This window comes from Acidovorax sp. NCPPB 3576, from assembly GCF_028473605.1.
Lineage (GTDB): Bacteria > Pseudomonadota > Gammaproteobacteria > Burkholderiales > Burkholderiaceae_C > Paracidovorax.
On sequence record NZ_CP097267.1, the window covers coordinates 3,734,970 to 3,747,558 of the forward strand.

Genomic DNA, 12,589 nt, shown 5'->3' on the forward strand with positions numbered 1-12,589 from the left:
CACATGCCCACCCCTGTCCCCTCCGCGCTGCTGGCGCCCTCGACCTTGCTCACCCTGCTGTTCGCCGCTTTTTTGGTGGCGGGCTTGGCACTCCGGTTCTGGTTGGCATCGCGCCAGATTCGCCATGTCGCCCGGCATCGCGGCACCGTGCCAGTTGCCTTTGCCAACCGCATATCGCTGGCTGCCCACCAAAAAGCGGCGGACTACACCATCACCAAGGCCCGCTTCGGCTTGCTGGAAATGGCACTGGGCACCGCCGTATTGCTGGGCTGGACCCTGCTCGGCGGACTGGATGTACTGAACCAGTTCTTACTGAACGCACTGGGCGGCGGCATGGTGCAGCAGTTGGCCTTGCTGGCGGCTTTCGCCGCCATCAGCGGACTGATTGATCTGCCAGCTACGCTCTACCAGACCTTCGTAATCGAGCAACGGTTCGGATTCAATCAGATGACAGTGCGCTTGTGGCTGGCGGATCTGGCCAAGTCCACGCTGATGGGCGCGGCCATCGGTCTTCCCATCGCAGCGCTGATCCTGTGGCTCATGGGAGCGGCCGGCCCTCTATGGTGGCTGTGGGCATGGTGCGCGTGGATGGGTTTCAACCTGCTGCTCATGGTGGTCTATCCGATTTTCATTGCGCCGCTGTTCAACAAGTTCCAGCCGCTGGAAGACGAATCCCTCAAAGCCCGCGTCACGGCCTTGATGCAGCGTTGCGGCTTTGCGGCCAAAGGGCTTTTTGTGATGGACGGCAGCCGCCGCAGCGCCCATGCCAATGCCTATTTCACGGGGTTCGGCGCAGCCAAGCGCGTCGTTTTCTACGATACCTTGCTGCGACAGCTGTCTCCTGGCGAAGTCGAGGCGGTTCTGGCCCATGAGTTAGGCCACTTCAGGCACCGCCACATCGTCAAACGCATCGTGAGCCTTTTCGCACTGAGCCTGGCGGGCTTTGCGCTGCTGGGCTGGCTGTCCACGCAGGGCTGGTTCTACACAGGGCTGGGGGTGTTGCCCAACCTGTCGCTGGAAGGCGTGGCCGGCTCTGCGCCCAACGATGCTTTGGCGCTGCTGCTGTTTTTGCTGGCGGTGCCGGTGTTCACCTTTTTCATCTCTCCGTTGTTTGCACAGCTATCGCGCCGCCATGAGTTCGAGGCCGACGCCTATGCCGTAGCCCAGACCAGCGGCAGCGACCTGGCCTCGGCCCTGCTGAAACTCTACGAAGACAATGCCTCCACACTCACTCCCGACCCGGTGTACGTGAAGTTCTATTACTCGCATCCTCCTGCCACCGAACGGCTGGCGCGCATGCCCAACCTGGCCCCGATATCATGACTTCAATGCTGACGAAAAAAGACTGGTCTACGCAGACACGGCGAGCCTTGACAGCTCCGGAAATCGTAGCAAAACTGGCCGACCTCGAAGGTTGGATGCTGACTGGCGATGGCGCCGATGTCGCCATCGAAAAGACCTACCGCTTCGCCGACTACCACGAGACCATCTCGTTCGTGAATGCGGTGGCCTTCATTGCCAATGCACAAGACCACCACCCGGACTTGTCGGTGCATTACAACCGCTGCGTGGTGCGCCTGAATACCCATGACGTGAATGGCATCTCGGCGACCGACATCGAATGCGCCTCGCGCTTCGACGCCCTTCTCGCCGCATGACCGATTCCGTTGACCGCCATGGCCGAGCGTAGCGCACTGTTCGACGGCCTCGTCGTGGCCAGCCACGGCCGACATTGCCTGGTCGAATCGCCCGATGGCCAGCGCCGCATTTGCCATCCCCGCGGGAAAAAAAGCCAGTCAGTGGTGGGAGATCATGTCCTTTGGCAGGCAGCGCCGGCGGGCCAGGGAGACGAAGGAACCATCGAGAAGGTCAAAGAACGCCGCAACCTCTTTTATCGCCAGGACGAAATCCGCACCAAATCCTTCGCCGCCAACCTGGACCAGGTGCTGATACTGATCGCCGCTGAGCCGGTGTTTTCGGAAAGTCAGCTCGCCCGCGCGCTCATTGCCGCGGAGGCCGAACGCATCACACCCATCATTGCATTGAACAAAAGCGATCTGGTTGAGCCCTTCGCTCGGGCATGGGAGCGGCTGCTGCCCTACCGCCAAATGGGCGGCAGCGGGGCGGAGGGCCGCCACTACGGCGTGATGCCGCTGTCGCTTTCCGAATCGGGCGACGTGGACAAGGCGGCATTGATGGAGCGCTTGTCCGGCAAAACCACGTTGGTGCTCGGTCCGTCGGGTTCAGGCAAGAGCACGCTCATCAACCTGCTGGTGCCGGGCGCTACGGCGCTCACGGGCGAGATATCCCAAGCTCTCAATTCCGGCAAGCACACGACGACCACGACGACCTGGTACTGGGTGGACAGCGAACGCCGCACTGGCCTGATCGATTCGCCCGGTTTTCAGGAATTCGGCCTGCACCACATCGGCCCGGCCGATTTGCCGCGCTACATGCCCGACATCGGCCTGCATGCCCAGGGCTGCAAGTTCTACAACTGCACCCACCTGCACGAACCCGGCTGCGCGGTGATGGCGCAGGTGGATGGACTACAGGGCGAATCACGCTCCGGCGCAGATTCCATTAGCGCGAATCGCTATCAAATTTATAGCAATCTATTCGCCGAACTGAGCGAGCACCGGCATTGGTGAGCCGCCAGGCCGGAAAAATTCACTCCCGGCACTCGACATACCACGCCAGGTAGTCGCTCCAAGCCGGCTCGTGCTCGGCCTCCAGCAAAGGGGAATCCATCCCCGGCACCGCTTTGGCAGCACGCTGCGCGGCCTCCAAAGCATGGTCGGCGCTGTTCACGTAGCAATGCACGGTGCGGGTGCCGTCGCGCAGCACGATGTGGCTGCAAATGCCTTGCTGATACATGGTGGCGGCATTGACCCAGGCGTCTTCGAAGTCTTGCGCCTGCTGCAACGCAGACTTGTCCCCAGCGGGCAAGCTGGCCTGCACACGCCAGCCGAAGTCCGCACGGGCCACCAGCGCATTGGCACTCAGATTGACTTGCACCATGATGGGATCGCCTTGGACATTGCGCCCCTCCAAAGCCGCCCAACGCACCGGCTCCGCGGGATAGACCGCCGATCGGCCCAGCGTATCGCGCCAGAATGTGTCGATGCGCGCAACACTGTCATCGAGCGACGCGGGCTCCCAGTCCTCGAAGCCCGCGTCATCGCTGAGTCCATCGGATTCGAACTCCACGACGCCGACCTTCACCGAAAAATCGTACTCGCCCAGCATGTGGTCGAGCAAGATGAACGCCATGTGGCGAGCATGGTCCTGCAGGTCCATGGGCACGGGCTTGGAAAACGACAATGCCAATGCGATGCGCCCATCGATTTGCCCCACGCGCACCAGCAATTCATGCGTGGCCAAGTCGAAGCCATCCATGCGCATGCCGAAGCCGCCGGGCATCCGCTGGCGGAAGGCCTCTACCCGCCATGGCAATTGGGGTGGCGCCTGGGTGGTCAATGCCTGCACATCGGCGAACCGCTCAGCGCTTCCGTGGGCGGTGAAAACGAGCCGTGCCTGACCTTCGACAGGCCCCTCCTTGCCCGCCCCCGCCACTTCCACCGTCACGCCTGGCACACAGGGTTCCAGCAAGGCATTGAGGCGCTCCATGAAAGGGACGGACTCCAGACCCTGCAAATTTGCCTGCTCGACCGCGACCGCGGACCAGAAGCGCTCCGCTGCAGCCATCCTCTCGTGCACAGAGGGTTCGCTAGAAAGAGGTTCAGATCGGGTCATGGACAATCCTGGTGGCACCTGCGTATGTACGTACAGGTCATCGACAACGAATCAGGTCGCGTACTAGGGCAGAGCCGCTCGACGAGGACCTTCAGAAAGAGTTCGACTCAGCCCAGCAGCCGGGCCAGTGTCAGCAAGGCGAGCAGCAGCATCCAAACCACCACCGAGCGCCAGACCAGGCCGACCACACTGCGCAAATGTCCCACCTCGGGCTCTCTGCCAGGCGTGACATCGCTGCTTTCCGCCTCGATATCACCGTCGAAGCCCGCAGTAGAGAGCGGGTCCACCCGCGCACGCAGCGCCTCGCCGCCCAGCCGCACGTTGATGGCACCGGATGTGGCGGCCAGCACGACGCCATCGTTGTCGTTGGGAAAGCGCTGTGCATGAAAGCGCCAGCCATCGATGGCCTCTTCGAAACTGCCCACCACGGCAAAACTGAGGGCCGTCAGCCGGGCAGGCAACCAGTCGATCACGGTCCAGGACTGGGCCGATGCACGTTGCAATGATGCACTGGCCGGGTGAGGGCTGCCGGCCTTCCAGTAGCGCGATACGAATTCGGCCAGCCGGTAAAGCACGGCACCTGTCGGCCCCAGACCCAGAGCAGCCAATACTGAAAAACAGGCAAGCACCCCGAACACATGGCGGTGTGCGGCAATGACGGAATACTCGACCACATGTCGCACGATCTCGCTGCGCGGCAGTTGGCCGACGTCCACCTGCTGCCATGCCGCCAGCCGGGCCCGCGCGCTGTCTTCATCGCGCTCTTCCAGCGCATCGCGGATGTTGGTGAAGTGGTGGCTGAACTGGCGGAAACCGAGGGTGACATAGAGCACCGCAACGTTCCAGACTACGGCCGCGGGCCAACCGATCCCGTAGAAAAGCAGCCAGTGCACTGCCAACACGGCCAGCGAAGGCAACAGCACTGCAAGCGCCCAAGCGACCCATCCGTGGTGCGATTTACCCGCATCGAAGTTGCGGCTGATCGAAAGTGCCCAGGCACGAACGCCGGCATGGATGGGGTTGCTGCGCGCCAGCGGGCGCGCCTGCTCGATCAGCAAAGCGAACAGGATGGCAAAGAAACTCATGGTGGGCAATGATAGCGGCCCGTTTCAGCACGCGGCCTGGGCTACCCGAGGAAAATCGCCGAAGTTCAGGCAAGCATGAACCGGTAGAAATTGCGCAGCATGCCCGCTGTCGCGCCCCAGATGAAATGCGTTTTGCCAGCGGCGTCCTCATAGGGCATGGACAACCATTCGCGGGTCACACCGTCCCACTCCAGCGCATGCCGCCGGTGATGGGCCGGGTCCAGCAGATAGTCCAACGGAACCTCGAACACATCCGCCACTTCGTAAGCATTGGGGTTCAGCGCGCAATCGGGTTGCACCAGCGCGACGATCGGGGTGATGCTGAATCCTGTGCCGGTTCTGTACGTGGCCAGTTCGCCGAGAACCTCTACATACCGGCCCTCCAGCCCGACCTCCTCCCAGGCCTCGCGCAACGCCGTCGCTGCCGGGTTCGCATCTTCCGGGTCGGCACTGCCGCCAGGAAAGGCCACTTGGCCCGAATGCGTGGACAGGTGTGCAGTGCGTTCCGTGAGCAGCACCGTGGCACGCTCGCGCATCATGATCGGAATGAGCACGGCCGCATGGCGCAGCGGCCGGTCGGAGAAAGCACGTTCATGCACGACCTCTGGCACCCACGCGGGCGGCGATGCGAAGCGGCGCCTCAGCGCCTCGGCCGTTTGCGCAGCCGCAGGGATGCGGGGGAGGTGCGAGTCCACCCCCAACACAGGCACGCGACGCGGATCGAACGGCGGCATCGAGGACAGTGGCGCGATCACCGAAGGCATTGAAGGGGGCGAAGAGTTCGGCTGCGTCATGGATGTGGGCCTGGCTCGGCCATGCGGCCAAAGAAAAAGCCGCTACGGCTTGCGCTGTAGCGGCTTTGGAGCAACTGGCAGAGCGCCTTATGCTGCTGCGACAGGCGCAGCCTTGACACGCGAAGGCAGCTTTTCCTTGATACGCGCCGACTTGCCGCTGCGTTCGCGCAGGTAGTACAGCTTGGCACGGCGCACGTCGCCGCGGCGCTTGACTTCGATGTTGGCGATCAGTGGGCTGTAGGTCTGGAACGTACGCTCCACGCCTTCGCCGCTGGAGATCTTGCGCACCGTGAAACCGCTGTTCAGGCCGCGATTGCGCTTGGCAATCACCACGCCTTCGTAGGCCTGCACGCGCTTGCGGGTACCTTCCACCACATTCACGCTCACGATGACCGTATCGCCGGGAGCGAATTCGGGAATGGTCTTGTTCAAGCGGGCGATTTCTTCCTGCTCGAGAGTCTGGATCAGATTCATGTTTGCATCCAACGATCATGTCCGCGCCAAGATTGGCAAAGCGTCGGGATTGACGTGTCGTGCTTTCGCAGCAAAAAGGCGAAAGCGGCCGGCCAGAGGATCGAAAAGCCTTCGATTATAGCAAGCTGGCGTTATTTGCCAAAACGGCCTCGTCCGCCTTGCCCAGAAGTCCCTGCGCGCGCGCGGCGTCGATGAGTTCAGGACGGTGCCGCGCGGTGATCGACAGACGCTGATCCCGGCGCCAGCGCTCGATCTGGACATGGTGGCCGGAGAGCAGCGGCGAAGGTACCCGCCGCCCTTCCCATTCTTCGGGGCGGGTGTAGTGGGGGCAATCCAGCAGGCCGTCGAGCGCATCGTTGAAACTATCGAACTGGTGGCTCCCCTCATCGTTCAGCACGCCCGGCTGCAGGCGCGCCACCGCATCCAGCAACGCCATGGCCGGGATCTCGCCGCCCGACAGCACGAAGTCACCCAGGCTGAGCTGCATCTGAACGTGTGCATCGATGAAACGCTGGTCAACGCCCTCATAGCGCCCGCACAGCAAAACGGCACCAGCACTGCTGGACCAGCCAGTCACGCCAGCATGATCGAGCACCTGCCCGATCGGCGAGAACAGCACCAACGGGGCCAACTGCCCTGCCGCTTCCGCTCGATCGGAGCGAATGGCAGTCAGGCATCGCGACAAGGGCTCGGCCATCATCACCATGCCGGGGCCGCCACCAAAAGGCCGGTCGTCCACCCGGCGGTAATTTCCATCGGCATGGTCACGCGGATTCCATAGCCGCACCTCTACCTGGCCCGACGCATACGCGCGACGCGTCACGCCGCTTGCCAAAAACGGGACAAACAGTTCGGGAAACAGGGTGATGACGTCGAAACGCATGGGAGATGAAGCAAGGCCGTCAAAGAAATGAACGGAGCGGCGAGGCCCTTCGTTCAGTCCATCGATATCCATCAATAGTCGGGCTGCCAATCGACCGTGATGCGGCGCTCGGCCAACTCGACCTTGTCCACGAAGGCCGAGACAAAGGGAATCATCCGCTCCTGCGCCTTGCCCTCTTGCTCGTAGGCCAGCACCAAAGTGGTCTGCGGGCCCGTGGAGAGCAGCTCGCGCACCGTGCCGAGGGCCACGCCCTCGCGGTTGACGACGGCAAGGCCGATCAGATCGACCCAGTAATACTCATCCTCGGCGGCGGTCGGAAAGCTCGACCGGGGCACGAAGATGCGCGCGCCGCGAAGCGCCTCGGCCGCATCGCGGTCGTCCACGCCCTGGGCAGAGGCGACCACCGTGTCGGAATGCTCGCGCGCCTGCTTGACGGCCAGTACCACCGTGCCCTCGAAAAAGCTCTTGGCGCCCTTTTCGCTGGGTTGGAGAAACCAGCGTTTGGAGGAAAACAGCACTTCAGGATTGGCGCTGTAAGGCAACACTTTGAACCAGCCCTTCACGCCCCAGGCATCGGCAATACGGCCGATCTCTACCGCGTCGGACGGCAATTCGGCAGGCTCGAGAACAGGCAGATTGGGCATGGTGTGCAACAGGGTTTCGGAAATGAAAAAAGGCGGGACCCGTTAGAAAAACCAACGGGGCCCGCCTTTTGTCCAGAGGACGCGGATCAGGCAGCCTTTTTGGCGGCCTGCTTGATCAGACGGTCCACGGTGGGCGACGACTGAGCGCCCACGCTTTGCCAGTAGGTCAGACGGTCTTGCGCAATGCGCAGGCCTTCTTCGTTTTCCTTGGCCGTGGGGTTATAGAAACCCAGGCGTTCGATGAATCGGCCATCGCGGCGCACACGCTTGTCGGCCACGACGATGTTGAAAAACGGACGGCCTTTGGAGCCGCCGCGGGAGAGTCGAATAACGACCATAATGAATCCTTCGGGTGGTCGCAGCGTAAAGCTGCATGGTTTTTTGCTGCGTTTGAGACACGCGACATGGCCACCCGGCCAGCGACACGCTGCAAAGCCCGCGATTATAGCCACTTCACTCGACATGCCCACCATCCGCGACAGCCGCAGCGAAGATATCGCTGCCATCACCGCCATTTACCAACACCACGTGCTGCATGGCACTGGCACCTTCGAGGTAGACCCGCCGACCCAAGCCGACATGACCGGCCGCCGCGCTGACGTGCTCGCCCGGGGCCTGCCCTACATCGTGGCGGAAAAGGATGGACAGATTCTCGGCTTTGCCTACGCCAACTGGTTCAAGCCCCGACCGGCCTATCGCTTTTCGGCGGAAGACTCCATCTATGTCGCCGATACCGCCCGGGGCATGGGCGTGGGCCGCAAGCTGCTCGATGCGCTGGCGCAGCAGGCGGAGGCGGCCGGGGTGCGCAAGCTGCTCGCGGTGATCGGCGATTCCGCCAACGCCGGCTCCATCGGCGTGCACCGCTCCGCCGGCTTCACCGAGATCGGCGTGATGCGCTCGGTGGGCTGGAAATTCGGCGCCTGGCGCGACATCGTGCTGATGGAAAAGACCCTGGGCGCGGGCGACACCACGTCGCCGGAATGAGCCCCCTGCCATGAAAAACAAGACCGTCGCCGCCTGGCTGGCTTTCGTCGGCGGGCCCCTGGGGCTGCACCGCTTCTATCTGCACGGCCTGTCGGACATGCTGGGCTGGCTCCTGCCCGTTCCCACGGCCCTGGGCATCTACGGCATCCAGCGCGTGCAGGCGATGGGGCAGGACGACCACATCAGCTGGATGCTCATTCCCCTGCTGGGCTTCACCATCGCGGGCTGCGCGCTGCGCGCCATCCTCTACGGACTGATGACGCCCGAGAAATGGAACGCCCGCTTCAACCCGGCCGCGGCGCCGGACGCCGCTCCGGGGCGCACGCACTGGTTCACGATCTTCGCCATCGCCCTGTCGCTGTTGGTGGGCACCGCGGTGCTGATGGCCAGCCTGGCCTTCAGCTTCCAGCGCTACTTCGAATACCAGATCGAAGAGGCCCGCAAGATCTCGCAGTGACGGCATTGGGCATCAAACATGCCCGACGCCCTAGAAAATCATGCGGCGGCAGCTATAAAAATAATAGCAAACCGCATCAGGATCGAGATCAGTAGAGCTGCAGGCTGACCCAGTACGCGATGGCCGCCACGAACGCACTGGCAGGAATCGTCAGAATCCACGCCCACACGATGTTCCCCGCCACCCCCCAGCGCACGGCGCTGGCACGCTGGGTGGAGCCCACACCGACGATGGCGCCCGTGATGGTGTGGGTCGTCGAGACGGGAATGCCCATCGCGGTGGCGATGAAAAGCGTCATCGCCCCGCCCGTCTCCGCGCAGAAGCCGCCCACGGGCTTGAGCTTGGTGATCCTCTGGCCCATGGTCTTGACGATGCGCCAGCCGCCGAACATGGTGCCCAGCCCGATGGCCAGGTAGCACGACACGATGGTCCAGGTGGGGGGCGATGAGTCCGACGCCGAGGCGTAGCCCGTGGCGATCAGCAGCAGCCAGATGATGCCGATGGTCTTTTGCGCATCATTGCCGCCATGGCCCAGGCTGTATGCGCCCGCGGACAGCAGCTGCAGCCGGCGGAACCACTTGTCCACCTTGTTCGGGCGCGCGCGGCGGAAGATCCACGCCACCGCCACCATCATCAGCGAGCCCAGCAGGAAACCGAGCAGCGGCGAGACGAAGATGAATGCCACCGTTTTCAGGATGCCGGCCGAGATCAGCGCGCCCGCCCCCGCCTTGGCGATGACCGCGCCCACGATGCCGCCGATGAGCGCATGCGACGAACTGCTGGGAATGCCGTAGTACCACGTGATGACGTTCCAGGTGATGGCGCCCACCAGGGCCCCGAAGATCACGTGCGTGTCCACCACCCCGGGCTGCACGATGCCTTTGCCGATGGTGGCTGCCACGCTCAGGTGGAAGATGAAGATGGCGATGACGTTGAAGAACGCGGCGAAGAGGACGGCCTGCGTCGGCTTGAGCACCCCGGTGGAGACCACGGTGGCAATCGAGTTGGCGGCGTCGTGAAACCCGTTCATGAAGTCGAACAGGATGGCCAGCGCCACCAGCAGCACCACGACCCACAGGGCGGTTTGGACGGTTTCCATGCGTAGAGAGCGTGTATTTCTTCTGGCAGGCGGGATCAGGAGTTCTCGAGGATGATGCCCTCGATGTGGTTCGCCACGTCTTCGCATTTGTCGGTGATCGTCTCGAGCAGCTCGTAGATCGCCTTGAGCTTGAGCACCTCGCGCACGTCGGGCTCTTCGCGGAACAGCTTGCTCATGGCGCTGCGCATCACCCGGTCGGCGTCGCCCTCCAGGCGGTCGATTTCTTCGCAGGTCTTGAGCGCGGCTTCGGCCACGGCCGGGTCGGCGATCTTCTCCAGCAGCTTGACCGCATCGCGCACGCGCTCGCAGCACTTGACGCTGATGTCGGTCAGGCGGGTGATCTCTTCGGTCATGTGGCGCACGTCGTACAGCGCCATGGTTTCGGCCGAGTCCTGGATCAGGTCGGCCACGTCGTCCATCGTGTTGATGAGCGAATGGATCTGCTCGCGGTCGATGGGGGTGATGAAGGTCTTGTGCAGCGAGCGGTTGACCTCGTGGGTCACGCGGTCGGCAGCGCGCTCCGCGTTGTCCACATCCTGGTTGTACTTGTCGCGCAGGTGGGGATCGTTGTAGTTGGCCACCAGCTGCGAAAACGCACGGGCGGCCTCGACGATGCGGTCAGCATGCTGATTGAACATCTCGAAAAAATTGCCCTCGCGGGGCAACAGCTTTCCAAAAAACATGCGGACTCCTGAACAGACAGACCCACCGCCCACGATCGCCACGGATGTGACAGGACGATGACACTTTTGCGAAAGGCGCGAGTTTAACCGCGCCGTTCGGACGAGCGCCGGTCCAGGGGTCTCGGCGGGCGGTCCCGGGAATGTCAGGCGGCTCCTACAGGCATCGCGCCGCGCTGCCCACATGGCAGGCGCGAGACGCGTCTTACATTGAATCGGCAGTCTTTGATCCGCCCTTTTTCAGACGCTCAGACGCAATCGCCTCTTTCATCGCCATGCCAAAGGATTTCCCCATGAAACACACGCTTCGCGTTCTCCCGTGCGTTCTCGCGCTTGCGTTCGGTGCGGTCGCCGCACAAGCGCAGACGGCCAATCGCGCATCCAACCGCGACTCTTTCATTCCCAGCACGCAACAAGGCTATGTCGGCCTGAGCGGCGGCCAGTCCAAATACGATCTGCGCAGCGGCACGGGCGGCTTCGCGTTCGACGACAACGACACCGCCTGGAAGATCTACACCGGTGGTTATTTCAATCAGAACTTCGGCATCGAGTTCGGCTACCTGAACTTCGGCAATGCCACCCGCGTGGGCGGTGAAACCAAGGCGCAGGGCTTGAATTTGAGCCTGGTCGGCCGTCTGCCGGTCAGCGAGCAATTCGATGTGTTCGGCAAGGTCGGTACGACCTATGGCCGCACCAAGACTTCGGGCAGTCCCGGCTTCGGCGTGACGACAGGCGACGACAACGGCTTCGGCCTGTCGTACGGTGCAGGCGTGCGCTGGGCATTCAACCCGCAGTGGGCCGCCGTGGTCGAGTGGGAGCGCCACCGCCTGAATTTCGCCGATGGCAAGTCCGATGTGGACATGACCACGGTGGGCGTGCAGTACCGCTACTGATGCGCGGCAAGCCGCTGGCAACGCCAAAGCAAAAGGGCCCTTCGCAGGGCCCTTTTTCATTCGCCGCCATTCGCCGGCGAACGGTGAACGGCGATGGTGTTGGACTCGGTCACTCGCCCAGGTAGGCGGCCCGCACGCGCGGATCGTTCAGCAGTTGCTGGCCCGGGCCTGTCATGGTGGTCAGGCCGGACTCCATCACGTAGCCCCGGTCGGCCAACGCAAGGGCGCGGCTGGCATTCTGCTCCACCAGGACGATGGTCACGCCCAGCGCATACACGTCGCGCACCACTTCGAAGATCTTGTCCACCATGATGGGCGACAGGCCCATGGAAGGCTCGTCCAGCAGCAGCACCTTGGGCTGGCTCATGAGCGCGCGGCCCATGGCCAGCATCTGCTGCTCGCCGCCCGACATGGTGCCGGCGAGTTGGTCCTTGCGCTCGCGCAGCCGCGGGAAGATGGTGAACATCTTCTCGATATCGGCTGCGATGCCGGCCTTGTCGTTGCGGATGTAGGCGCCCATCTGCAGGTTTTCGGTGATGGTCATGCGCGCGAACACGCCGCGGCCTTCCGGAACCATCACGAGGCCGGCCTTCACCAGGTCCCAGGCGCCCTTGCCTTTGATGCTCTTGCCCAGGTACTGGATGTCGCCATCGGCAAAGGGCAGCGTGCCCGTGATGGCTTTCATGGTGGTCGTCTTGCCGGCGCCGTTGGAGCCGATCAGCGACACCAGTTCCCCCTCGCACACCTCGAAGTCCACGCCCTTCACGGCCTGGATACCGCCGTATGCCACCTTCAGGCCCGAAATCTTGAGCAACACGTTGTTGGATTTTTCGGCCATTC

At 63.0% G+C, this 12,589-nt stretch carries 16 protein-coding genes; 6 read left to right on the forward strand and 10 right to left on the reverse strand.

The window, feature by feature from the left end; translation table 11 throughout:
- Positions 1–3: 3 nt before the first annotated feature.
- Genes M5C98_RS17180 through rsgA form a run of 3 tightly spaced genes read left to right on the forward strand, consistent with a single transcriptional unit; the run spans position 4 to position 2,651 of the window.
- Positions 4–1,323, forward strand: coding sequence for a M48 family metallopeptidase (locus M5C98_RS17180; RefSeq protein WP_272548675.1), 1,320 nt, complete (start codon positions 4–6; stop codon positions 1,321–1,323).
- Positions 1,320–1,658: a 4a-hydroxytetrahydrobiopterin dehydratase gene (locus M5C98_RS17185; RefSeq protein WP_272548676.1), complete on the forward strand. Its 339-nt coding sequence runs from the start codon at positions 1,320–1,322 to the stop codon at positions 1,656–1,658. The genes M5C98_RS17180 and M5C98_RS17185 overlap by 4 nt, the downstream gene beginning before the upstream one ends.
- Before the next feature lie 18 nt (positions 1,659–1,676).
- Positions 1,677–2,651 carry a ribosome small subunit-dependent GTPase A gene (gene rsgA, locus M5C98_RS17190; protein ID WP_272548677.1) on the forward strand — a complete coding sequence of 325 codons (975 nt, stop codon included), beginning with the start codon at positions 1,677–1,679 and terminating at the stop codon, positions 2,649–2,651.
- Between the two features lie 19 nt (positions 2,652–2,670).
- Here rsgA and M5C98_RS17195 read toward each other — a convergent pair whose 3' ends face one another.
- The 7 genes from M5C98_RS17195 to rpsP all read right to left on the reverse strand — a co-directional run bounded on the left by M5C98_RS17195 (position 2,671) and on the right by rpsP (position 7,974).
- Positions 2,671–3,756: a hypothetical protein gene (locus tag M5C98_RS17195; RefSeq protein WP_272548678.1), complete on the reverse strand. Its 1,086-nt coding sequence runs from the start codon at positions 3,754–3,756 to the stop codon at positions 2,671–2,673.
- A 107-nt stretch (positions 3,757–3,863) separates the two neighbouring features.
- Complete coding sequence (locus M5C98_RS17200; RefSeq protein WP_272548679.1) at positions 3,864–4,841, reverse strand: CobD/CbiB family protein; 978 nt, start codon at positions 4,839–4,841, stop codon at positions 3,864–3,866.
- A 65-nt stretch (positions 4,842–4,906) separates the two neighbouring features.
- A complete protein-coding gene (locus tag M5C98_RS17205; protein ID WP_272548680.1) occupies positions 4,907–5,635 on the reverse strand; it encodes a CoA pyrophosphatase in 729 nt (242 codons plus the stop codon).
- Positions 5,636–5,722: 87 nt separating this feature from the next.
- The gene (rplS, locus tag M5C98_RS17210) at positions 5,723–6,109 is read right to left on the reverse strand and encodes a 50S ribosomal protein L19 (protein WP_272548681.1); all 387 of its coding nucleotides are present in this window, start codon (positions 6,107–6,109) and stop codon (positions 5,723–5,725) included.
- Positions 6,110–6,224: 115 nt separating this feature from the next.
- A complete protein-coding gene (gene trmD, locus M5C98_RS17215; RefSeq protein WP_272553318.1) occupies positions 6,225–6,992 on the reverse strand; it encodes a tRNA (guanosine(37)-N1)-methyltransferase TrmD in 768 nt (255 codons plus the stop codon).
- 71 nt (positions 6,993–7,063) lie between these two features.
- Complete coding sequence (gene rimM / locus M5C98_RS17220) at positions 7,064–7,636, reverse strand: ribosome maturation factor RimM (protein ID WP_272548682.1); 573 nt, start codon at positions 7,634–7,636, stop codon at positions 7,064–7,066.
- A gap of 86 nt (positions 7,637–7,722) precedes the next feature.
- Entirely contained in the window at positions 7,723–7,974 is a 252-nt protein-coding gene (rpsP, locus tag M5C98_RS17225) for a 30S ribosomal protein S16 (protein WP_272548683.1), read from the reverse strand.
- A 124-nt stretch (positions 7,975–8,098) separates the two neighbouring features.
- Here rpsP and M5C98_RS17230 point away from each other — a divergent pair, with 124 nt between their 5' ends.
- Both M5C98_RS17230 and M5C98_RS17235 read left to right on the forward strand, forming a co-directional pair.
- Positions 8,099–8,620 carry a GNAT family N-acetyltransferase gene (locus M5C98_RS17230; protein ID WP_272548684.1) on the forward strand — a complete coding sequence of 174 codons (522 nt, stop codon included), beginning with the start codon at positions 8,099–8,101 and terminating at the stop codon, positions 8,618–8,620.
- A gap of 10 nt (positions 8,621–8,630) precedes the next feature.
- Positions 8,631–9,077, forward strand: a complete 447-nt coding sequence (locus tag M5C98_RS17235) for a hypothetical protein (protein ID WP_272548685.1) — start codon at positions 8,631–8,633, stop codon at positions 9,075–9,077.
- Between the two features lie 88 nt (positions 9,078–9,165).
- On the opposite strand, the gene M5C98_RS17240 is transcribed toward M5C98_RS17235, so the two are convergent.
- Positions 9,166–10,176, reverse strand: a complete 1,011-nt coding sequence (locus M5C98_RS17240) for an inorganic phosphate transporter (RefSeq protein ID WP_272548686.1) — start codon at positions 10,174–10,176, stop codon at positions 9,166–9,168.
- 35 nt (positions 10,177–10,211) lie between these two features.
- On the reverse strand, positions 10,212–10,859 hold the full coding sequence (locus tag M5C98_RS17245) for a DUF47 domain-containing protein (protein WP_272548687.1): 648 nt from the start codon (positions 10,857–10,859) through the stop codon (positions 10,212–10,214).
- Between the two features lie 290 nt (positions 10,860–11,149).
- Here M5C98_RS17245 and M5C98_RS17250 point away from each other — a divergent pair, with 290 nt between their 5' ends.
- A complete protein-coding gene (locus M5C98_RS17250) occupies positions 11,150–11,749 on the forward strand; it encodes an outer membrane beta-barrel protein (protein ID WP_272548688.1) in 600 nt (199 codons plus the stop codon).
- A 109-nt stretch (positions 11,750–11,858) separates the two neighbouring features.
- Here the strand turns inward: M5C98_RS17250 and M5C98_RS17255 are convergent, their stop codons facing one another.
- Complete coding sequence (locus M5C98_RS17255; RefSeq protein ID WP_272548689.1) at positions 11,859–12,587, reverse strand: ABC transporter ATP-binding protein; 729 nt, start codon at positions 12,585–12,587, stop codon at positions 11,859–11,861.
- Between the last annotated feature and the right edge of the window lie 2 nt (positions 12,588–12,589).